The 21,950-nt window shown below is 60.2% G+C and carries 22 protein-coding genes; 12 read left to right on the plus strand and 10 right to left on the minus strand.

Features of this window, described 5'->3' with window-relative positions; all coding sequences use genetic code 11:
* Positions 1-219 (plus strand): hypothetical protein (locus tag LOM8899_RS23595; RefSeq protein ID WP_211096222.1); only part of this gene is annotated, 219 nt, incomplete at its 5' end.
* Positions 220-295: 76 nt separating this feature from the next.
* Here LOM8899_RS23595 and LOM8899_RS17325 read toward each other — a convergent pair.
* The 5 genes from LOM8899_RS17325 to LOM8899_RS17345 are packed head-to-tail and all read right to left on the minus strand — an operon-like array spanning position 296 to position 5,530.
* On the minus strand, positions 296-820 hold the full coding sequence (locus tag LOM8899_RS17325; protein WP_245820588.1) for a TRAP transporter small permease: 525 nt from the start codon (positions 818-820) through the stop codon (positions 296-298).
* Between the two features lie 10 nt (positions 821-830).
* Complete coding sequence (locus tag LOM8899_RS17330; protein WP_093993517.1) at positions 831-1,805, minus strand: TRAP transporter substrate-binding protein; 975 nt, start codon at positions 1,803-1,805, stop codon at positions 831-833.
* Between the two features lie 26 nt (positions 1,806-1,831).
* Complete coding sequence (locus LOM8899_RS17335) at positions 1,832-3,112, minus strand: TRAP transporter large permease (RefSeq protein WP_093993518.1); 1,281 nt, start codon at positions 3,110-3,112, stop codon at positions 1,832-1,834.
* A gap of 4 nt (positions 3,113-3,116) precedes the next feature.
* A complete protein-coding gene (locus LOM8899_RS17340) occupies positions 3,117-4,046 on the minus strand; it encodes an MBL fold metallo-hydrolase (RefSeq protein WP_093993519.1) in 930 nt (309 codons plus the stop codon).
* Positions 4,043-5,530, minus strand: coding sequence for an FAD-binding oxidoreductase (locus LOM8899_RS17345; protein WP_093993520.1), 1,488 nt, complete (start codon positions 5,528-5,530; stop codon positions 4,043-4,045). Before LOM8899_RS17345 ends, LOM8899_RS17340 begins: the two co-directional genes overlap by 4 nt.
* 132 nt (positions 5,531-5,662) lie before the next feature.
* Here LOM8899_RS17345 and LOM8899_RS17350 point away from each other — a divergent pair, with 132 nt between their 5' ends.
* The gene (locus LOM8899_RS17350) at positions 5,663-6,346 is read left to right on the plus strand and encodes a GntR family transcriptional regulator (protein WP_093993521.1); all 684 of its coding nucleotides are present in this window, start codon (positions 5,663-5,665) and stop codon (positions 6,344-6,346) included.
* Between the two features lie 44 nt (positions 6,347-6,390).
* On the opposite strand, the gene hpaR is transcribed toward LOM8899_RS17350, so the two are convergent.
* On the minus strand, positions 6,391-6,834 hold the full coding sequence (gene hpaR / locus LOM8899_RS17355) for a homoprotocatechuate degradation operon regulator HpaR (protein ID WP_093993522.1): 444 nt from the start codon (positions 6,832-6,834) through the stop codon (positions 6,391-6,393).
* 120 nt (positions 6,835-6,954) lie between these two features.
* Between hpaR and LOM8899_RS17360 the strand changes: the two genes are divergently transcribed.
* The 10 genes from LOM8899_RS17360 to LOM8899_RS17405 all read left to right on the plus strand — a co-directional run bounded on the left by LOM8899_RS17360 (position 6,955) and on the right by LOM8899_RS17405 (position 18,110).
* Positions 6,955-7,335, plus strand: a complete 381-nt coding sequence (locus LOM8899_RS17360; protein WP_093993523.1) for a 5-carboxymethyl-2-hydroxymuconate Delta-isomerase — start codon at positions 6,955-6,957, stop codon at positions 7,333-7,335.
* Positions 7,336-7,339: 4 nt separating this feature from the next.
* Positions 7,340-8,848, plus strand: a complete 1,509-nt coding sequence (hpaE, locus tag LOM8899_RS17365) for a 5-carboxymethyl-2-hydroxymuconate semialdehyde dehydrogenase (protein WP_093993524.1) — start codon at positions 7,340-7,342, stop codon at positions 8,846-8,848.
* 41 nt (positions 8,849-8,889) lie between these two features.
* A complete protein-coding gene (hpaD, locus tag LOM8899_RS17370) occupies positions 8,890-9,744 on the plus strand; it encodes a 3,4-dihydroxyphenylacetate 2,3-dioxygenase (protein WP_093993525.1) in 855 nt (284 codons plus the stop codon).
* Between the two features lie 9 nt (positions 9,745-9,753).
* On the plus strand, positions 9,754-10,737 hold the full coding sequence (gene hpaD / locus LOM8899_RS17375; RefSeq protein WP_093993526.1) for a 3,4-dihydroxyphenylacetate 2,3-dioxygenase: 984 nt from the start codon (positions 9,754-9,756) through the stop codon (positions 10,735-10,737).
* A gap of 13 nt (positions 10,738-10,750) precedes the next feature.
* Entirely contained in the window at positions 10,751-12,223 is a 1,473-nt protein-coding gene (locus LOM8899_RS17380) for an NAD-dependent succinate-semialdehyde dehydrogenase (RefSeq protein ID WP_093993527.1), read from the plus strand.
* A 3-nt stretch (positions 12,224-12,226) separates the two neighbouring features.
* The gene (locus LOM8899_RS17385; RefSeq protein WP_093993528.1) at positions 12,227-13,081 is read left to right on the plus strand and encodes a fumarylacetoacetate hydrolase family protein; all 855 of its coding nucleotides are present in this window, start codon (positions 12,227-12,229) and stop codon (positions 13,079-13,081) included.
* On the plus strand, positions 13,078-13,878 hold the full coding sequence (gene hpaH, locus LOM8899_RS17390) for a 2-oxo-hept-4-ene-1,7-dioate hydratase (RefSeq protein ID WP_093993529.1): 801 nt from the start codon (positions 13,078-13,080) through the stop codon (positions 13,876-13,878). The genes LOM8899_RS17385 and hpaH overlap by 4 nt, the downstream gene beginning before the upstream one ends.
* 11 nt (positions 13,879-13,889) lie before the next feature.
* On the plus strand, positions 13,890-14,948 hold the full coding sequence (locus LOM8899_RS17395) for an aldolase/citrate lyase family protein (protein ID WP_093993530.1): 1,059 nt from the start codon (positions 13,890-13,892) through the stop codon (positions 14,946-14,948).
* 95 nt (positions 14,949-15,043) lie between these two features.
* The gene (locus LOM8899_RS17400; protein WP_093993531.1) at positions 15,044-16,459 is read left to right on the plus strand and encodes an aldehyde dehydrogenase family protein; all 1,416 of its coding nucleotides are present in this window, start codon (positions 15,044-15,046) and stop codon (positions 16,457-16,459) included.
* Between the two features lie 22 nt (positions 16,460-16,481).
* Positions 16,482-18,110, plus strand: coding sequence for a thiamine pyrophosphate-dependent enzyme (locus LOM8899_RS17405; RefSeq protein WP_093993532.1), 1,629 nt, complete (start codon positions 16,482-16,484; stop codon positions 18,108-18,110).
* A gap of 201 nt (positions 18,111-18,311) precedes the next feature.
* On the opposite strand, the gene LOM8899_RS17410 is transcribed toward LOM8899_RS17405, so the two are convergent.
* From LOM8899_RS17410 to LOM8899_RS17425, 4 genes are read right to left on the minus strand one after another with little or no spacing between them, the layout of a single operon-like run.
* Positions 18,312-19,277, minus strand: a complete 966-nt coding sequence (locus tag LOM8899_RS17410; protein ID WP_093993533.1) for a fumarylacetoacetate hydrolase family protein — start codon at positions 19,275-19,277, stop codon at positions 18,312-18,314.
* Positions 19,274-20,173: an NAD-dependent epimerase/dehydratase family protein gene (locus tag LOM8899_RS17415; protein WP_093993534.1), complete on the minus strand. Its 900-nt coding sequence runs from the start codon at positions 20,171-20,173 to the stop codon at positions 19,274-19,276. The genes LOM8899_RS17410 and LOM8899_RS17415 overlap by 4 nt, the downstream gene beginning before the upstream one ends.
* Positions 20,170-20,766 (minus strand): cupin domain-containing protein, encoded by a 597-nt coding sequence (locus LOM8899_RS17420; RefSeq protein WP_093993535.1) that lies wholly within the window; start codon positions 20,764-20,766, stop codon positions 20,170-20,172. Before LOM8899_RS17420 ends, LOM8899_RS17415 begins: the two co-directional genes overlap by 4 nt.
* On the minus strand, positions 20,766-21,926 hold the full coding sequence (locus LOM8899_RS17425) for an alpha/beta hydrolase family protein (RefSeq protein WP_093993536.1): 1,161 nt from the start codon (positions 21,924-21,926) through the stop codon (positions 20,766-20,768). Before LOM8899_RS17425 ends, LOM8899_RS17420 begins: the two co-directional genes overlap by 1 nt.
* Between the last annotated feature and the right edge of the window lie 24 nt (positions 21,927-21,950).

The raw sequence follows: 21,950 nt of genomic DNA on the forward strand, positions 1-21,950 counted from the left end.
CCGAGCGACAATGGCGAATGTCGCCCACTCAGCTCCTTCGTCACCGCCAGACGGGTCAGCGACGACATCCGCGCGACGGCCAAGTTGAGCAGCCGGCAAAGGGTCGACTGGCGGCTCGGGGATCGCGACAGGCTAGATCAGACCCACCAAAAGACAAAAACAGACATCGAAGCGCAGCGACCCGCACTGTCGAGCCAATTGCGGGTGAACCCTCTGTGAATGCGGAAGAGCCGGACAGGAGCTCGCTCAATTGCGGAACGACTTTTGCCGCCGACAAAGCGTCGGAGCAGCCGACCTAGCCGTCCTTCTCTTGATCGGTAGCGGCCGCCCGCCCGGCAATGTCCGCAATGGAATGGATCAGGATCAGCACAAATGCCGTGGGAATGGCTATTGCGAACCAGATCATCGGCACGCCGGTCATTTCTGCCGTTCGCGCGATCGACCGCGAGATGAAGCCGCGCGTGAAGCCTCCGTTTGGCCCGATGAAGCTGAACCAAATGACCGGCGCCGCGAAGATCAGAACGCCAATACCGCGCAAGACCGCGAACTCGAGGCCGCGACGGCCGGTTATGCTGCGCGCGCCGGGGAAGAGGTTCGGATCGGAATGTTCGTAGAAGGCGCAGGAGGCCCCCAACATGCCCGCCCAGACCATGGCGTAGCGTGCGAGCTCCTCTGTCCAGATAGGGGGTGACGCGAACACGTATCGCGCCACCACTTGCCACATGATCGAAAAGACCATGACGCCAACTGCGCCCACGGCCCCCCAAAGCGCCACAGCGTTCAGGCGACTGGACAACACCATGAGGGACCGTGCGAGCATTGGCATGGCCTTAGTTGACGCCGGCGGCTTCGAGCCAGACAGCGATGTCTTCGGGACTGGCGAGTCCGCCCTCATAAAGCGGGCGGGACGCCTCGGCGAAGCGGTCACGTTCTTCGTCGCTGAGGTGAACCACGGCGATCCCTGCGGCTTCGAGTTGCTCCAGAACCTTGTCCTGACCGGTGACCCATTCGCGGTTGGCCGCTGTCGATACGGCGACGCCTTCGGCCACGATCGCCCGCTCTTCGTCGCTCAGGCTCTGATACCAGTCCTCTGACGCGAGGGCGACCCGGACGGGCGCAGAGAACCTCACGTCCGTGAAGTGTTTCAGGAACCCGTCATGGCCGAACATCAGCGGCACGACCGGTGCGTTCAGATAGCCATCGGCCACCCCGGTCTGCAGGGCGCTCGGCACTTCGGGCCATGCGACGATGGTGCCGGTGCTGCCCCACGCCTCGTACATACGGATCTGGGTTTCATCGAGTGCCCGCATCCGCAGGTCAGCCAGATCGTCGATGGTGTTCACGGCGGTCTTGGTATTGAAGATGCCGGCAGGCGACCCGTTGGCCACAAGCGCCAGAACCCGCACACCATTCGGGGTCAGACCCTCGTTGATGCTTTCCATGAGGTTTCCCCGCTCGACAGCTTCATCGAGTTCGGCGTGCGAGGCGAACAGGAACGGGAGGTTCATGCCGTAGATGAACGGTGCGAGGGAGCCCGCAGAGCGCAAATCGGACATGGAGACCTCAAGAAGCCCCGAGGAGACCTGATCCAGAAGCTCTGCTTCGTCGCCAAGGGCGCCGCGCTCGAATTCTTCGGTCTCGATGCCGTTTTCTGCGAGGTATTCGGCAAAGGTGTGCGCCCAGACATAGGTGCCGCATGTTTCGGGGTCGGGCGGGCAATCCTGAGCGATCTTGACCTGGGCACTTGCGTTGCCTGCCATTATCGCCAGCGCGGCGACCGCGGACAGTAGTTTGAGATGGGTCATGTTTGGTTCCTCCTCTGTAAACCGTGTTAATTCACCAGCCCCATCGCGCGAGGGATGGCGAGCGTGATTTCAGGCACGAGGATCAGCAATCCAAGCACGAGAATCTCGACGATGACGAAGGGCAGAACGGCCCTCGCCAGTTTCCAGTAATTGGTGCCTGTCACCGTGGAGACGACCAAAAGGCATCCCCCGAGCGGTGGCGTCACCAGACCGATGCTGAGGTTGAAACAGATGATGATCCCGAGATGGGTCGGATCGGCTCCCTGCGCGATGGCCACTGGCGCAAGAAGCGGCACCAGGAGGGCCAAGGCCACCGGAATATCCATCAACATGCCAACCAGGATCAGCAGGACGTTCAGCACTAAGAGGTATTGCAGCGGCCCAAGGCCGAGGTCCGTGACCAGCGTCGCAATCGCTTGGGGCAGGCGTTCCAGCGAGGCGATGTGCCCGAGCGTGGCCACCGCCGCGAGGATCATGAAAATTGAGCCGGACAGCATGGCCGTGCGACGCAACGATTCCAGAATGGCAAGCGGGCTCAGCGCACCGTAATACCATCCCGCCAGACTAGCCGCGACCACCGCGACACCGGCGGCCTCTGTCGGAGTCATCAGGCCAAACACGATCCCTCCGACGATGATGATCGGCAACGACATTGCGGGAAGCCCATGAAAGAACGCTTCTTTGAATGGCGTGATCTCGGCGCGTTCGAGCCGGGGGTGATTGCCCGCGTATGCGGCAACGCCGTTCGCAGCGAAGAGCGCGCAGGCCAATACCAGTCCGGGCAGGATCCCGGCCATGAAGAGCGCCGTGACCGAGGTCTGCATGACGGCCCCGTAGAAGATCAAAATGATCGAGGGCGGCACAATCGGCCCGATGATCGAAGAAGCGGCCGTAATCGCGGCCGCGTATGTATCGCTGTAGCCGCGTCGCTTCATTTCGGGAACGAGCGTGTTCGAAAGGGCAGCAGCGTCGGCAATCGCGGAGCCGGAGATCCCGGCAAAGAAGACGCTCGTCAGGATATTGACGTGTCCGAGGCCACCCCGCATCCGCCCGACCAGCGCCATCGACAGATCAAGGAGCGCCTTGGTGACGCCGCCGCGGTTCATGATCTCGCCGGCGAGGATGAACAGCGGCATCGCCATCAGGGAGAAGACGTCAATCTGGCTGAAGATCTTTTGCGGCAGCACTGCGAGGTATCGCGTGTTGTCGAGAAAGACGAAAGACAAGACCGCGGCGCCGCCGATGACATAGGCCAGTGCCGTGCCAGCGGCCAGCAAGACTGCCACGATGATGGGGACGAGCCACATCGGCCTAGCCCTGACCGTTTTGTGTTGCTGCCGCCTTCTTCCGCTCGATCTCGAGCCGACGGGCGGCTCCGTCGCGGAGGAATGCCACCTCTTTCAGAACGGCTTCGGGGTTGAGAAACACGTTCGGGTCGCCAGCTTTGCGCTCTGCGTGAATCTGACGGTTTTCCTCCAGATTGGCCGAGAAGCCGTGCATCGTCAGATGCACCATGACCGGCGCCTCGGAATCCCGGACCAGCCCCTCGATCCGATCCAGACTGCTCAGGAACGCTTCGACCTGCGAAGGACCGTCGATGGCATTCAAACCGAGCCCGCCGACCGTAATCGCCCGGTGCCGTTTACCGCGGTCGAAAACATCGTAGAGGTATGACGCGGTGCCCCATGTGTGACCTGGCGTCTCGATGACGGTGAACTGCGCGTCACCGCATGTTATGCTTTCGCCATCCGCCAGCACGAGTTCCGGGGCGAGCATTTCGTATTCGTTCGGCGTGCCCCGCCAGTTGGCGACGTCATCGACCGTTTCGTCCCAGCCCTTTTGTGTCATCGCAAACCGGGCATTTGGCAGAATTGCACGCAATTGAGCCGCGCCGCCGACGTGGTCGAAATGCCCGTGCGTCATCAGCACATACTTGATGTCGGCGAAGTCGATGCCGGTGCTTCGGATGTTCTCGATCAACGGATCGACGTGCGGGCCGTACATCGTGTCGATCAGAACCGCGCCGTCGGATGTTTCGATCAACCACGCCGAGACCCAGCAGACCCCGACGAAATGCACGTTATCGAAAGGCTTCCACGGTTCGATATACTGCGCCTTCGGATCGTCCAGCCACTTTGACAGATCCTTGGGCATGGTTCCTGTTTTGCCAAACTCGACGAACTTCTGAAGAATTTCGGCAGAGCAGCAACCGTGGATCGCTGTCGATGTGTGTTCTGTCATGGTCGTGCCTCAACACCCGGGATCAGTTTCCCCGGGTTCATTAAATTTTGCGGATCGAGCGCTTGCTTTATTCGGCGCATGGCTGCGAGCTGCGCCGGTTCCTTCATCCCGTCCATCAACCCCAGTTTGGATTGCCCGATCCCGTGTTCGGCGCTGAAAGAGCCATGCAGGTCCGCTAGCAGGTCGAAGGCTGCGGCTTTGGCGGCATCCAGCGAAAGATCGTGGAAATCGACGCCCTCTGCCGCGGAAAGCGCATAGTGCAGATTTCCGTCACCCAGATGACCGATCACCAGCGGCGCGAAGCCGAGATCCTTTGCGGCAACGTCCATTTTGGCCACGAATTCGGCGACCCGGCCCAGCGGCAGCGACAAGTCGAAGGTGTAATAGGGGCCAGCGTGCTGGATCGATTCCAGTACCGATTCGCGCATCCGCCAGAGATCGTCCCGCTGACGCTCCGAGCTTGCGATGACGGCATCAAGCACGGCACCGTTTTCCATCTGCGCCTCAAGCTCGGCCAAGAGCTCGGATTCCAGCCGCGTGCCGCCTTCGTCCATCATCTCGGCATCGCTTGGCCGCGTCGACGCGACCTCGAACAGGATGCCGGTGCCGACATCGCCTGTCAGAGGCAGGCTTGTCTGCGGGAATGCCCGGCATATGGCATCCAGCATCGGCTGCGGCATGTACTCGTATGCCTCGACCGCGCCGCCTGTCCGGTCCTGGATGGCGTTCAATGTGTCCAGAGCTTCGTCGAGCGACCCCAGCGCCAGAAAGCCTGTCGCGCGTGCGGTTGGGCGCGGCGCGAGCTTCAAAACGGCGGCGGTGATGATCCCCAGCGTGCCTTCGGCACCTACGAGCAGGTCCTTGAGGTCTAGCCCGGTGTTGTCCTTGCGCAGCCCGGTCATCCCGTTGATGACACTTCCGTCAGGCAGGACCGCCTCGATCCCGAGACAAAGCTCGCGCGTGGTGCCGTATTTCACGACGTTGGAACCGCCTGCATTGGTGGCGAGCGCGCCGCCGATCATGCAGCTTCCCTTTGCGCCAAAGGTCAACGGAAAGACGAGATCGTGCTTGAGAACGGCGTCGTGCAGAACCTCGAGGATCACACCAGCTTCGACGACCGCGGTCCGGCTTGAGGAATCGATGGAGCGGATCGCGTTCATGCGCTCCAGCGATATGACCAGACTTGGCCCCGACCCGATCGGAATGGCACCGCCCGCCAGCCCCGTCCGACCGGACTGCGGCACGATCTGCACGCCATATTCGACGCAAAGCTTTACCAGCGCGGCGACCTCTTCGGTCCGGCGCGGACGGGCGATGGCGATGGCATCTCCGGTGAATTCACCTGTCCAGTCAGTCAGGTAGGGCTGCTTGTCCACCGCGCCCGTTACAAAGCGATCGGCACCCAAAGCATCAACGCACGCCTTGAGAAAGCGCGTTTCCAACTCCTGCACCGATGCCAGGCTGGCACTCCCCCCTGATGTCACGCTGAATCCCTCCCTTGATTTCGGCGCATCCTGTATCTACCATGTTACATACATCATCGCCAAGTCAAGAGGCTTGCGAAACGGTGGAGGGCGCTGCAAGACGGACGAGACAGTTCTGAGCGAAGGCGAGACATGCAACCTATCGAACCAGCCCAGTCACTTATGAAGGTCACGACCGACCGCATTCGATTGGCGATCATTGCCGGCGAGTTGCCTCTGGGATCGAAGCTCTCCGAACAGGGCCTGGCCGACGTCCTACAGATCAGCCGATCGCCCGTGCGGGAGGCGCTGGCGATGTTGCAGCAGGAGGGCTTGGTCGAGGTCGTGCCGAAGGTGGGCTCTTTCGTATTCACACCCGATATCCAGAGCGCCCTCGACCTTGGCGACCACCGGTCCATCCTTGAAGCCGCCTGTCTCGAGATGGCGATCGAGCGCAATAACAAGACGCTCGTCGCCGAACTGCAATCGGGGATGAAACAGATGGAGGATGCCGTCGCGCAGAACGACCCGGTCGGGTATACGCAGGCCGATATGCTCTTTCACAATGCAATCGTCACGTGCAGCGGCAATCGGTCCATCAAGCGGGTCTACCCCAACACCATCGGCCCACTCATGGCGCTTCGAACCCATCTCTTCACAGTTATGAACGCCCATCTCTCCGATTCGATGTCGGAACATGCGGCGCTGATCGAGCTATGCCAGAACGAGGATATCGAGGGTGCCAAAAAACTTATCCGTGCGCACGTCTTCAAGCTGATCGGACTGTACCAATCGTCGATAGATGCCCAGAACGCAGAGGCGGCCAAAACCGCGTGAGCTGGACGATCTGTTGATGGCCCCACGGGACCGCGCGTCATGCGTTAGGATTTTCGCTCCGGCGGGTCCGAGAAAAGCTCTAGCAAGTCGAGCAACTGCTCGTACTTGTCTTCCCCCAGACGAGCCTTGAATCCCTCCACGACCCTCAGCCCCTGCTCGTAGTTGTCGTCGATGATCCTTTGTCCGGCATCCGTAATCGCAAGCATCTGACGGCGCCTGTCGGATTGGTCCTGCTCGCGGGTGATCAGGCCCTTTTCCGCCATGCTTCGCACCATTCGGGTCAGACTTGGCAGCAACAAGCAGGCTCGCTCCGAGAGCTCCGTCGCATCTTGCGGGCCAAATTCCGACAATACGCGCAACACCCGCCACTGCTGTTCCGTCAGCCCTGTCTTGGCCAGCATTTCCCGAATCGGCAACATCGCGTTCTCTCGCGCACGGATAAGCGCGATGGGAAGCGACCGGCGCGTCGATGGCAGAGAATTATTCAAAGGCTTGTCCCTTGATCCGGGGGTCACATCCAGAAATTACTTTTCATGTTAAGGAAATTTGTTGACATGGCAAGGCGGAAGTCATTAACAACGCAACTGTTAACATGTGTAGGAAATGAAATGCCGCATTTTCAGATCGACTATTCAGGTAACCTTGAAGACGTCGTCGACATGTCCGGTCTGTGCGAGCATATCCGCGCGACTGCCGCCGAGATCGACACGTTCCCGATGGCCGGCATTCGAGTGCGCGCTGTTCGGGTGGATCATTATGCGATTGCAGACGGCAATCCCAAGCACGGGTTCATCGATATCTCGATACGCCTACGTGGCGGTCGGGCCGCCGAGGTCAAGCAGAACGCCACACAGCGTATTTTCGACGCCGTGCACGCCTATATGACACCACAACTGGCAAGCCATTCCATCGCCCTCTCTCTGGAGATGCGCGACATCGACCCCAATCTTTCGCCCAAGACAGGCACCATCCGCGATCATCTGGAGTAACGACATGACCGTTCTGGATCAAAACATCGAGAAACTTGCAGGCTTTCTGGCTCGTTTCAAAGAAACCGGCATTCACAACCGTATCGCCGGCGAAGATGTCGTGGGATCGGGAGGCGTGTTCCAATCGGTCTCACCGGTCGACAAAAGCGTAATCTGCGACGTGGCCCGCAGCACCGAAGCCGACGTCGACACGGCGGCAAAGGCCGCAGCCGACGCCTTTCCGGCATGGCGCGATATGCCGGCAACCGAGCGTCGCCAAATCCTGTTGAACGTGGCGGATGCCATCGAGGCGCGGGCTCAGGAAATCGCCCTTTGCGAATGCTGGGACACGGGTCAGACCTTACGTTTCATGTCCAAGGCCGCCCTGCGTGGCGCCGAGAATTTTCGGTTCTTTGCCGATCAGGTCGAGCAGGCCCGCGATGGCCAGCACCTGAAGTCACCGACGTTGATGAACATCACCACACGTAACCCGATTGGACCTGTCGGTGTCATCACGCCCTGGAACACCCCCTTCATGCTCTCGACATGGAAGATTGCGCCGGCTCTGGCCGCCGGATGCACGGTGGTTCACAAGCCTGCCGAGGATTCGCCGCTCTCCGCCCGACTGCTGGTGGAGATTGCCGAGGAAGCTGGCCTGCCACCCGGTGTCCTGAACACCGTCAACGGCTATGGTCATGACGCAGGCAAGCGCCTCACTGAGCATCCTGCTATCAAGGCGATCGCGTTTGTTGGTGAAAGCCGCACCGGCTCGATCATTACCAAACAGGGCGCAGATACGCTGAAGCGGATGCACCTCGAATTGGGCGGAAAGAACCCTGTCATCGTGTTTGACGACGCGGATCTGGAGCGCGCCCTTGATGCCGTGATCTTCATGATCTTTTCCATCAACGGCGAACGCTGCACCTCTTCCAGCCGCTTGCTGGTGCAGGACACGATCCGTGAGGAATTCGAGGCCAAGCTTGTCGAGCGGATCAACAACATCAAGGTTGGCCATCCGCTGGACCCTGCCACCGAAATCGGCCCTCTTGTGACCGAAGAGCATTACAACAAGGTGACGTCCTACTTCGACATTGCGAAGGAAGACGGTGCGACCGTTGCCGCAGGTGGCGTGAAGCTGGGCGACGAGGGCTACTTCATTCGCCCTACCCTTTTCACATGCGCCACCAACAAGATGCGCATTGCGCAGGAAGAGATCTTTGGCCCGGTCCTGACCTCGATCCCGTTTTCGACGGAAGAAGAGGCCCTCGAGATCGCCAACGACACACAATACGGCCTGACCGGCTATGTCTGGACCAATGACCTGACCCGTGCACTCCGCTTCACCGACAAGCTGGAAGCCGGCATGATCTGGGTCAACTCCGAGAACGTCCGCCACTTGCCCACACCCTTCGGCGGGGTCAAGGCCAGCGGCATCGGCCGCGATGGCGGTGACTGGAGCTTTGAATTCTACATGGAGCAGAAGCACATCGGCTTCGCGACGGGCCAACACAAGATCATGCGCCTCGGCGCCTGATAGACTCAGCGCAGCCGCGTAGGACCATTGGGAGGAAGTCCATGGGAGAAATCGTTCTAGCCGCCAAGATGACCCACGTGCCGACATTGCTGATGTCGGAACAGGACGGGCCCGTCAAAGGCAGGCGTCAGCCCGCAATCGACGGTCATCGCGAGATCGCCCGTCGCGCCAAGGCGCTGGGTGCCGATACCGTTGTGATTTGCGATACCCACTGGGTCATCAATGCGGGATTCCATATCAATGCCAACGCCCGTTTCGAAGGGCTGTTCACGTCGAATGAATTCCCACAGTTCATTCAGGATCTGCCATACGGCTACGACGGCAACCCGGAGCTTGGCGATGCGATCGCCAAGGCCGCAACCGACAAAGGTGCATACACATTGGCCCATCATCTGGACAGTCTGGAGCTTGAGTATGGCACGCTTGTTCCGATGCGGTTCATGAGCCGCGAGCACGACATGAAGGTCGTCTCGGTTGCAGCCTGGGCCACGGTCCACGGCCATGACGAGAGCCGTGTCGTTGGCGAGGCCATACGCGAAGCGGTGGAGGCATCCGACAGCAAAGTGCTGCTGGTGGCGTCCGGTTCCTTGTCTCACAAGATTTGGGCCAACAAGGACTATGCCGCCAACGACGGCACCTTTACCATCAGCTCCGAATTCAATCGTCAGATGGATCTGCACGTATTGGAGATGTGGAAGAACGGCGATCACGCCACCTTTCTGAAGATGTTGGGCGATTACGCGCAGTTCTGCTGCGGCGAAGGCTCGATGCACGACACGGCCATGCTGTATGGCGCGTTGGGCTGGGACACTTACGACGCAAAGTGCGAAGTGGTCACGCCTTACTTCCCGTCGTCCGGCACAGGCCAGACCAACGTCATCTTTCCTGTTCAGTAGGAGGCATTGATGCCTGTTCCCGCACCAAATCTCTACCCCGACTTCAACACCATCCGGTTGAGCCATGTCTGCCTGAACGTCTCGGACCTCGCGGCATCCAAGACATTTTATACCGACATTCTCGGACTTCAGGTGACCGATGAAAGCGAGACGCATGTCTATCTTCGGGCGATGGAGGAACGCGGCCATCATTGCGTGATCCTGCAGAAATCCGACCTTCCCGGCACCGTCGAGGTGATGGGGTTCAAGACCTTTGACGAGGCCGATCTCAACAAGGCCGAAACCTATTTCCAATCGAAGGGCCGCCCGACGTCTTGGGTTGAGCGTCCCTATCAGGGCCGCACGCTGCTGACCTCGGACAATATGGGCATTCCGCTGGAGTTCTATCACAAGATGGATCGGCTGCCGCCCATCCATCAGCAATACGCGCTCTATCGCGGGGTCAAACCGCTGCGCATTGATCACTTCAACTGCTTTACCCCAAGCGTGGATGAGAGTGTCGCGTTCTACAGCGACTTTGGCTTTCGCGTCACCGAATACACCGAGGATGAACAGAGCAAGCACCTGTGGGCAGCCTGGATGCATCGCAAGGGCGGCGTGCACGATATGGCCTTCACTAATGGCAAGGGCCCACGGATGCATCATGTCGCATTTTGGGTGCCAACACCCTTGAACATCATCGACCTCCTCGATCTGATGGCGACCTCTGGATATGTGAGCAACATCGAACGCGGCCCCGGGCGACATGGGATCTCGAACGCGTTCTTTCTCTATATCCTCGATCCTGAAGGACATCGCATCGAGATCTATTGCTCGGATTATCAGACCGTCGATCCTGATCTGGAGCCGATCAAGTGGGATCTGACCGACCCGCAGCGCCAGACTCTTTGGGGCGCACCTGCCCCGCGGAGCTGGTTCGAGCATGGCACCGAATTCGTCGGCGCCGAGACCCGAGAATCTGAACTCAAAGCCTCGCCCATTATTGCCCCCTGATCCGGAGACCGGAATGCTTGCCCTGAATGACCCCACCCTTTTGCGCGAGGCCGCGCTCGTAGGCACGCGTTGGATTGACGCAGACCCTGCAACCGGCATTGCCGTCAAGAATCCGGCGACCGGTGAGGTCATCGGCCATGTGCCCAAGCTGGGCGCCGCCGAAACCCGCGAAGCGATCGAGGCTGCCGAAGCCGCCCGCCATGGCTGGGCGGCCCGCACAGCCAAGGAGCGCAGCCAAATCCTGCGCCGTTGGTTCGAGTTGATGATGGAGCACCAGGACGATCTGGGTGCCATCCTGACCGCAGAGCAGGGCAAGCCCTTGGCCGAGGCCAAAGGCGAGATCGCCTACGGTGCCTCCTTCATCGAGTGGTTTGCCGAGGAAGCCCGCCGCGCCTACGGTGACGTGACCCCAGGCCATGCACCGGACAAGCGCATCATCACCATCAAACAGCCGGTCGGCGTCGTCGCGGCGATCACGCCTTGGAACTTTCCCAATGCGATGATCACCCGCAAGGCCGGCCCTGCTTTTGCAGCGGGCTGCTCGATGGTTCTGAAGCCAGCCTCGCAAACGCCTTTTTCGGCCATTGCCCTCGCGGTTCTGGCGGAACGTGCCGGGATCCCGGAGGGTTTGTTCTCTGTCCTGACCGGTTCGGCTGGCGACATTGGCGGCGAGATGACCTCGAGCCCCATCGTCAAGAAGCTGACGTTCACAGGCTCGACCGAAATTGGCGCGATGCTTTACGCGCAATGCGCGCCGACGATCAAAAAGCTGGGGCTGGAATTGGGCGGCAATGCGCCCTTCATCGTCTTTGACGACGCCGACCTGGACGCTGCGGTCGATGGTGCCGTGATCGCAAAGTTTCGCAACAACGGCCAGACCTGTGTGTGCGCCAACCGCATTTACGTTCAGTCGGGTGTCTACGATGCCTTCGCCGAGAAGCTTGCGGCCAAGGTCGCCACTTTGCCGACCGGCAATGGTTTTGACGAAGGCATCGTCTTTGGCCCGTTGATCGATCAGGCGGCTGTCGAGAAGGTGCGAGAGCACGTGAATGATGCGACCTCAAAGGGTGCCGAGATCACGTTGGGTGGCAAGGTCCACGCACTTGGCGGCACATTCTTTGAGCCGACCATTCTCACCGGCGTCACATCCGACATGGCTGTCGCTACCGAAGAGACGTTTGGCCCTGTCGCGCCACTCTTTAAATTCGAGACCGAGGCAGAGGTCGTTGCCGCCGCTAATGACACCGAATTTGGTCTGGCCTCGTATTTCTATTCCCGCGACCACGCCCGCGTCTGGCGCGTTTCCGAGGCGCTGGATTACGGCATGGTCGGCGTGAACACCGGGCTGATCTCGACTGCAGAAGCACCCTTTGGCGGGGTCAAGATGTCTGGGCTCGGACGCGAGGGATCCCGCCACGGCCTCGATGACTTCATGGAGCTGAAATACATCTGCATGGGCGGCATCGATGCCGCGGAAGGGGCCTGAACGATGCGTTTTGCAACTTACACCGCCGAAGACGAAACCTACTATGGCGCGATCACCGACGCGGGCGCAGTGGCCCTATCGCCGGACTTCCCCCAGTGGCCCACCCTCTTGGATGTGGTTCAAGCCGGAGAGCTCGGCGCGTTGACCGCCGCCGCAGAGGGACGTGCGGTCACGCATACCGATTTCCGCTATGAGATGGTCTTGCCCAACGCCCAGCGCATCCTCTGCGTGGGCGTGAATTTTCCCGACCGCAATGCCGAATACAAAGATGGCAGCGCTCAGCCAAAGTACATGTCGTTGTTTCCCCGCTTTGCCAGCGGATTCACCGGCCATGACCGGCCACTGATCCGCCCGCCTGAGAACCATACGCTCGATTACGAAGGCGAGGTTGCCATCGTGATCGGCAAAGGCGGCCGTCGCATCAAGGCCGAAGATGCCTATGATCACATCGCCGCATTGACCATCTGCAACGAAGGCACAATCCGCGATTGGGTGCGCCACGCGAAGTTCAACGTCACCCAAGGCAAGAATTGGGACAAGTCCGGGTCGATCGGGCCATGGATCGTGCCCTTTACCGATGCCAGCCAATTGGACGACGCGCGCATCGTAACCCGCGTGAATGGAGAGGTTCGTCAGGACGATACCCTCAACCGTATGATGTTTCCGATCCGCGAGGAGATCGCCTACATCTCGACCTTTATGACCCTCCAGCCCGGCGACGTGATCGTCACCGGTACGCCCACAGGCTCTGGTGCCCGCTTTGATCCACCGATCTATCTCAAGCCCGGCGATGTGGTTGAGATCGAAGTCAACGGTATTGGCACCCTGCGCAATGGCATTGAGGACGAAGTTGTATGACTCCGCAGGATCATGCACGCGCTGCGGCCGACCTACTTCAAGCCGAAGCGACCGGAGAGCAGATTGGTCTGCTGACCAAGCGCCATCCAGACATGGGCATGGATGATGCCTATGCGGTGCAGAAGGCGATCTACGAGCAGAAGCTGGCTCAGGGCCGAAAAGTGATCGGCTGGAAAATCGGCCTGACGTCGAAAGCGATGCAATACGCGCTCAACATCGATATCCCCGACAGTGGCATCCTGTTCGACGATATGGCGTTCGACAGCGGCGACACGGTGCCAAAAGGCCGCTTCATCCAGCCTCGGATCGAGGCCGAGATCGCCTTTGTGATGAAGGCACCGGTCGGGGGCGACAACGTCACCCGTGATGACGTGCTTGCCGCGACCGACTTTGTCGCGCCTTCTCTCGAAATCCTCGACACCCGAATTCTGCGCGTTGATCCAGAGACCGGAAAGACCCGCACGGTATTTGATACGATCAGCGACAACGCTGCCAACGCCGGCATCGTTCTAGGTGCCCAGCGCCACGCTCCAGACGCGTTTGACCTGCGCTGGGTCGGCGCTTTGACGTTCCGCAACGGCGAAATCGAGGAGACCGGCCTTGGCGCTGGTGTTCTCAACGATCCGGTCGAAAGCGTTGTCTGGCTGGCCCGCCGCATGGCGCAGTATGGTCAGAGCATTGAAGCCGGTCAGGTGATCTTGTCGGGCAGCTTCATCAGACCTGTCGAGTGCCCATCGGGCAGCGCCATTCACGCCGACTTCGGTGCCTTCGGCTCGGTCGATATTCAGTTCGCGTAAGGAGATTTTCCATGCCCGCCCCGCATAACCCATTCAAGGCCGCGTTGAAGGCCGGTGACCCGCAAATGGGCTGCTGGCTCGGGCTCGCCGATCCCTATGTTGCCGAGATCAGCGCAGGGGCCGGATTTGACTGGCTCTTGATTGATGCCGAGCACGCGCCGAACGATCTGCGTTCGATCATCGCCCAATTGCAGGTGATCGCCGGATTTGGCAGCCACGCTGTAATTCGGCCCACTGTGGGCGAGACATGGATGATCAAGCAATTGCTGGATGCCGGAGCCCAGACCCTGCTGGTACCGATGGTGGAAAGCGCGGAACAGGCTCGCGAACTGGTCAAAGCCGTGACCTATCCACCTCACGGCATTCGCGGAGTCGGCTCCGCTCTTGCCCGCGCCTCCAACTTTTCGGCCATCCCCGACTATCTGAAGACCGCCCGCGAAGAGATTTGCCTGCTGGTGCAGGTTGAAAACCGCAAGGGCATGGAGGCCCTGGACGAGATCCTGCAGATCGAGGGCATTGACGGTGTCTTTATCGGACCATCCGACCTTGCCGCTGACATGGGCCATATCGGGAACGCCGCCGCCCCCGAAGTGGAAGCGGCTGTTCTGGACGGGATGCGCAAGATCGTGGCTGCGGGAAAGGCCGGTGGCATCCTGACGTTGTCGCCCAAAATGCAGCGGGAGTGCCTGGACATCGGCGCAACATTTGTGGCTACGGATATCGACGTCACTTTGTTTGCTTCGGCCATCCGCGACAGCGCGAAGGCGGCGCTGTCTTTGCTGCCCGACCAGTCGGCGCATGGCACGGCCGAGACATCGAACGCGAGCAGGTATTTGCAGCAATTGTGTAAGCACTGGTCCCACAAGGCGGCTGTCGAGTTCGACCCGAACGCCGGAACGATCCGATTTGACGGTGGCAATCAAGTGCAGATGTCCGCCACAGCCACGCAACTGGCTGTGACCGCGACGACCGGCCCTCGCGGTGATCTGGAGCGCTGGAAGGGCGTCGTGTCTCGCCACTTGGAACGCTTTGCCTTCCGCGAGGAATTCTCGCTGGTGTGGCAGGACTGACCCTCGTTGCCGCCAAGTATGGGCAATTCATTCACGACCCGCTTTCGAGGAAGCGGCCACGATCAAACCGATAGGTCAGAAGCAGGAGAGATCTCATGTCATATTCGCTGACAATCAACGGCAAGCCGGTTCAAACCGGAAAGACGTTTGACGTCATCAACCCCGCGACTGGCGAGGTGGCAGCCGAATGCCCGCTTGGGTCAGCGGCCGAAGTGGACGCCGCAGTTGCAGCAGCGCGCGCGGCATTTCCCGGTTGGGCCGCGACGCCCGACGACGAACGTGTAACCGCATTGAACAAGATTGCCGATCTGATCGAGGCAAATGCGGAAGATTTGGCCGCTTTGATTACCCAAGAGCAAGGGAAACCCCAGAGTGGCCCCGGCGCGAATTTTGAAGTGGGCGGCGCGGTTGGCTGGACCCGTGTGACAGCGGGCTTATCGCTGGCCCCTGAAGTCCTGATCGACAATGATGAGGAGCGCGTGGAGATCCACCGTGAGCCTGTCGGCGTCGTCGCCTCGATCACCCCATGGAATTGGCCCCTGATGATTGCGATCTGGCACATCATGCCGGCCATTCGTATCGGCTGCACCGTCGTTCTCAAGCCGTCACCATTCACACCCCTTGCGACCCTGAAGCTGGTCGAACTGATCAACGAGGCTGGCATCCTGCCACCCGGCGTTCTGAATGTTGTGACAGGCGATGCGGAGGTCGGTGACCGGATTTCTTCTCATCCGGATATCGACAAGATCACCTTTACAGGCTCGATCCCGACCGGGCGCCGCATCATGGAGCGAGCAGGCCCGACACTGAAGAAACTGACGTTGGAACTGGGCGGTAACGACGCCGGGATCATTCTGCCTGGCACCGACATGTCGGCCCTGATCGAGCCGCTTTTCTGGGGCACTTTCATCAACGCTGGCCAGACATGTTCCTGCCTAAAACGGCTGTATGTTCATGAGGATGACGTGAATGCCGTTGCAGAGGCACTTGCCAAATTCGTCGGCGGAATTCCGGTCGGAAATGGCGTGGACGAAACCACCCTGATCGGGCCGTTGTCCAACAAGATGCAGTTCGAAAAGGTCTCGGCCATGGTAGAGGATGCCAAGGCCAAGGGCGCGCGCGTCTTGGCCGGGGGCGAGGCGACTAGCGGCCCGGGCTATTTCTATCCGCTGACGGTTCTGGCGGATTGCACAGCCGAGATGGATGTCGTGCGCAAAGAGCAGTTCGGCCCCGTTGTGCCGATCATCTCCTACAAGACACTCGATGAGGCCGTCGAAGCAGCAAACAGCCTTGAAGTTGGCTTGGGCGCATCGGCTTGGGGCAACGACACCGCCGCAGCAGCCGAGGTGGCAAAGCGTTTGCAGGCCGGCACCCGCTGGGTCAACCGCCACGCCGTGCTGAACCCGATGGTCCCTATGGGCGGGGTCAAGCAATCCGGCTTTGGTGTGGAATTCTCGGAAGAGGGCCTGCGCGAATACACCACTGTCCAAGTCCTTTCGATCGCGAAGTAATCGCTCAATAACAGGAGCCGACATGGCCAAGCTGACCACTGGCGAAGTGATCGCCAAATCCTTGACCGCCAACGGCGTGGATACCGTTTTCGGCATCCCCGGCGCTCATATGTACGATTTCAACGATGCATTGGCCCGCGAAGAGGGGATACGGTTCATCCATACCCGCCACGAGCAGGGTGCTGCCTATATGGCCTATGGCTATGCGCGCACGTCGAACAAGGCCGGGGTCTACACTGTCGTGCCCGGCCCCGGACTGTTGAACTCCGGTGCCGCACTTTGCACGGCATACGGGGCGAACGCGCCAGTCATGTGCATCACCGGCAACATCATGTCTCACCTGATCGGTCAGGGGCGCGGCCAGCTCCATGAATTGCCCGACCACTTGGGCACGCTCAAGGGGCTGACCAAGTGGGCAGACCGCATCAACCATCCGACAGAAGCGGGCGAGACGATGGCGGAGGCGTTTCGTCAGATGAATTCGCAGCGGCGGGGTCCGGTCGGGATCGAAGCACCTTGGGATGTTTTTGGCATGTCGGCGGAGGTCTCGGACCCCGTCAAGACCACCGCCCTGCCCCCCCCGACACCAGACCCCGAAAGCATCGCAGCGGCTGCCGAGTTGATCGCCGCGGCGAAGAACCCGATGATCATGGTCGGCGGCGGCGCTTGGGGTGCGACAGCCGAAGTTGGGGAACTGGCCCGGCTTTTGCAGGCCCCTGTTACGGCTCACCGCCAAGGCAAAGGCGTCATGCCAGAAGATGACGATCTGGCCCTTCTGCCTCCTGCGGCATGGAAATTCTGGCCCGAATGCGATCTGCTGATCGGCATCGGTTCGCGGCTTGAGCTTCAGCATTTCCGCTGGCGCTGGTTCCCCGAGGGCATCAAGACGCTGCGGATCGATATTGATCCGACGGAATTCGTTCGCCTCAAGCCCGATCAGGGTGTCGTTGCGGATGCCGCCCAAGGGACACGTGCATTGATCGAAGCGCTGAAGGGCAAGATCGACCCACCCGCCGACCGTTCCGCCGAATACCGTGCGCTGTCTAAGGCGGCGTCAGAGGCGCTGACGTCCGTGCAGCCTCAGCAGGGCTATCTGGAAGTGATCCGAGACGTCCTGCCCCGCGACGGGTTCTTCGTCGAAGAGGTCAGCCAGGTCGGATTCACGGCGCGGATGTGCTTTGAGGTCTATGAACCGGGCCAGTACGTGACCTGTGCCTATCAGGACAACCTCGGATTTGGGTTCAATACCGCGCTCGGCGTCAAGGTCGCGAATCCCGACAAGGCGGTCATATCGATATCGGGCGATGGCGGGTTCATGTTCGGCGTGCAGGAACTGGCAACGGCCAAGCAGCACGGAATCAACGTCGTTGCGGTTGTTTTCAACAACTCCGCTTATGGCAATGTCCGCCGGGACCAACAGACCGTCTATGACAGCCGTCTGATTGGCGCCGATCTCGAGAATCCTGACTTTGTGGCTTTGGCCGAGAGCTTCGGTGTCAAGGGCATCAAGGCCACCGACCCAGCCGAACTAAGGGCCGCGCTCGAGGAGGCGCTTGCCGCGAATGCCCCAGTCGTGATCGAGGTGCCGGTGGAACGCGGCAGCGACGGCTCGCCCTGGCCCTTCATTCATCCTGCTCCGCCGAGCCAATAGCCGTTCGAACGAAGCGCTTCTGACGGGTGTCCTGATCCGTTGATCAGGACACCTTCACGTCGCTCGTGGCGCGGCCGGGCAATGCCGGCAAGGGCACTGCGATTGCCGACCGCTCAAGCTTAACGGCCGCGCAATCCTACGTGGTCCTGATGGCTGGCTATGTTGGACGCGCCCAACGAAACCGGCTGACCAGCATTATCATCAGGTGCTCGCGATGACCTTCTGGTCAATTGCGCCGAAGATTGGAGCTCCATCCCGTGTGGTACATTCCATCCGGACCCGATCTCCGAAGCTCATGTAGCTGGTTTCCGGCGCGCCGTTGTCGAGGATTTCGATGCCGCGGCGTTCCGCGATACAAGAAGACCCGATCTCGCGAAAATTCTCGTTCGAAACCGTCCCAGAGCCTATGATCGTTCCCGCGACAAGGTTCCGGGTCCGCGCCGCATGTGCGATCAGATCATGGAATCCAAACGTCATGTGGTAGCCTTCGGCTGCCCCGAAATGCTTTCCGTTCCAGTTCACGATCAACGGCAGGTCGACGCGACCGTCGCGCCACGCACCCTCCAATTCGTCAGGCGTCACCGCGACAGGTGCGACGGAACAGGCCGGTTTGGCCTGCACCCACCCAAAACCGGTCTTCATCTCGACCGGGGCGACAGCCCGCAGAGACCAGTCGTTGATCTGCACGATCAGGCGAATGTGGCTCATGGCGGATTTCGTATCGGTTCCCATGGGAACCGCATCGCAAATCACGCCGAACTCTCCTTCGAAGTCGATTCCATCTTCTTCGGATGGCAGAGGAACATCGGCAGTTGCGGGCAGGAACTCGTGGGACATGCCCTGATACATCAACGGCCGCCCCTTTGGCACGGGATCCATTTTGAAGACCTTTTGCATCAGATCGCCGTGGCTCTCGTAGGCCGAACCATCAAGCCATTGCCATGCCCTTGGCAGAGGTGCGAGCGCCTTGTCGATGTCGAACGTCTGCCCTTCGCCCTCGTTCAGCGCAGCATATTGCGCTTCGAGTTGCGGCGCGTGCGTTGACCAGTTTTCCATGAGAGCCTGCATCGTCTCTACACCTTCGGCGGGCGCTGCGCGACTCAGGTCACGGCTCACGACATGCAGGCGACCATCGGTGGTGCCATTGTCCAAGGTAGCGAGTTTCATCGTATTTCTCCGAATTGCAGGGCGTCATGAATGAGAGAGGGTAGGTCTTTGTCCGCTTTGAAACCGGCCGTAATCGCATCCTTGAACGACAGGTCTTGGGCTTGGCCGAACAGCCGCATGATATCAGCTTGCGGCGCATACTTGACTGAAATGTTTGATTGCGGATGTGACTCGCGCAAAGCCGCAACGAGGTGATCGAACCGGCAGCGGATCATCGGCAGTGTCACGCTCCGGCAGCCCCCCAGATCCGACGCTGTTGCGCCATGTATGAAATTGGTCGCGACATTCCGAACCGAAGCAAGCCACGTCTGAGCATTTGGCGCGACAGGAAGTGTGATGTCCGTTCCATCTGCGAAGGCCCAGAACAATCGCGACAGGAAGGCCGACTTCAACGAAGCATCCGTTACGGCCCGAGCGACGATCCCGCCCGGGCGCAGAGAGATGCCGTCGATCTCACCGCGGCGGGTTGCCGATTCAATGGCAAGCTCGACCATCGCCTTATGTGCACCATAGACCATTACAGGCGCACGATCATCGGTCGAGTTGCCGAGGGCCGCGAGTGACGAAGCAAAGACAAATCTGGTGCCGGGCCTGCAAGCATCGATCAATGCGAGCGTTGCATCGAGGTTGACGCGACGTGCTGTTGTCTGGTCGGCTTCGGCGGCACCGCCGAGCATCGCTGCCAAGTGAATAATGACGTCGACGTCAGTTGCTGCGTCGCGCAAAGCCGGTTCGTCAATTCCACAGACGATCTGTGATAACTTGGGGTCCGTTCTGCTACTGTGCACGCGATCGCAAGCAATGACATGCGAAAATCGTTTGTCCGCGAGGGCTTGCTCCACGATCACTTGGCCGAGAAAGCCCGAGGCACCGGTGACAAGAAGCCGGCCGGTCATTGCCCGGCCGCATCCCAGGACTGTTGCGCCGATTTGAGATCCTCATCGAATTTCGCGTCGGTGAGCACAAAGAGCATCCGACAAACCTGGTTCGAGCGGTTGGCCCACGCATGGATCGTGCCGCGCTGGACAACGACATCGCCGGGGCGCAACAGCACCTCGTCCTCGTCCAGAACCAAGACGATCTCGCCCGCAATCACGACTCCGTAGTCCACGCTTTCCGTGCGATGCATAAGGGGGTGGCGGCCTTCGGAGACGTGCCGGGCATTCTCGCCAAGCCCGACAGCCTCGAAGAGCGCCTTGGCCTGATCCTTGTTGAACTCTGGGCCATTCTGCCCCTCGGGCGGGATATCCACGATGCGGATGACTGTCCCGTTGTCGGGTGGCGCGGTTTCGCGATGCCGATCTGTGGGATCGCTCTCCGTGAAGCCAATCGGGTACGGCATCGCGTCGGTGCTCCAAATCTCATGGAACGCCAGTCCCGGCTGGTTGGCCGGACGGGTGACATGCGGCAAGGGGCCAATGGCTGTGGCGATAGCCTTGCCGGACGGATCATGTCCGGTGACAATGCGCCTGATCGCCGGCAATTCCATCAGGAGAGTCGTCCGCCGAGCGTCTCTGCGAACCAATCGGCAATATAGCTGCGGCCAAAGCTCATATTGTCGGCACCGACATGTTCCACCCCACCCTCACGGTCCGTGAAGATCTTGAGTTCACGCCGAGGCGAGTTGACCAGCTGGTCATAGCTTTGATGGGCGTATTCCAGAGCGATCTGACGGTCGCCTGCCCCGTGGGTGACGAGGAACGGCACCTTGATCTTCTCCATTTGCCCGTTGAGGTGCATCCCGGCTGCTTTCTCGAGGAAGTCATCCATATCCTTCGCACCGAAGACCCAATGGACGTGCTGCCAGTAGTGCGGCACGGGGTTTTCACCTTCGCGCTTGAGCCGCTTTTGCTGCACTTCGGCCCAATTGTGGTTGGCCCCCCAAACGGCACCGGCGGCAAAGCGCGGCTCGTTGGCACAGACGCGAGGCGCATAGTAGCCGCCGAGTGAAATGCCGGTGATGCCGATACGGTCGGCGTCCACGTCGTCTCGCGCGGCGAGCCATTCATAGACGGGCGTGCCCCAGTCCTCGGACGTAGAAATCGCAGGCATGCCTTGAAGGCGCAGGCTTTCACCGGTTCCCGGCTGGTCGACACAGAGCGTCGAGATGCCTCGTTTGGCCAGTTCTTGAGGAAGGCGCGACCAGTAAAGCAGCTCCTTGTTGCTATCCAGACCATTGAGGTAGACGACCGCCGGGGCCGGACCTTCGACACCGATCGCGCGGGTGTAGAGCACCGGGATCGTATGCTCCCCGTATGGAATTTCCATGCGGGTGACGTCTTCGCCGGCGTACTCGGTGCCCTTGAGGAAGTTGGCGATACCTTTCTTGAAGGTTTCCAGTCGATTCTCGCTTCCATGGGCCTGCATCCGCTCTGCGGTCAGGTAATAGAGGGCCGCGCGTTGTAGCTTCGGGCCCGCTGAAAGCAGGCGCCCCTTTGCCTCGTCCTCTGCCGCGAGATTGACGAGTTTGTCGGCAACCTTCATCCATTCGCGCATGAAATCCGGCGTGCCGGCATCCTCGCCGGCTTCGGCTTTGGCCAGCAGAGGCTGGCACATGTCCATGATCTCTCCCAATTCCGCGCCGCTGGCCATTGCGATCGAAACCGACAGGTTCCAGACGTAGTTGGGAAAATAGTCAAACATGGCCATGAGCGGCGTTCCTTATTGAGAATG

This window comes from Flavimaricola marinus, assembly GCF_900184895.1.
In the GTDB taxonomy this organism is placed as follows: domain Bacteria; phylum Pseudomonadota; class Alphaproteobacteria; order Rhodobacterales; family Rhodobacteraceae; genus Flavimaricola; species Flavimaricola marinus.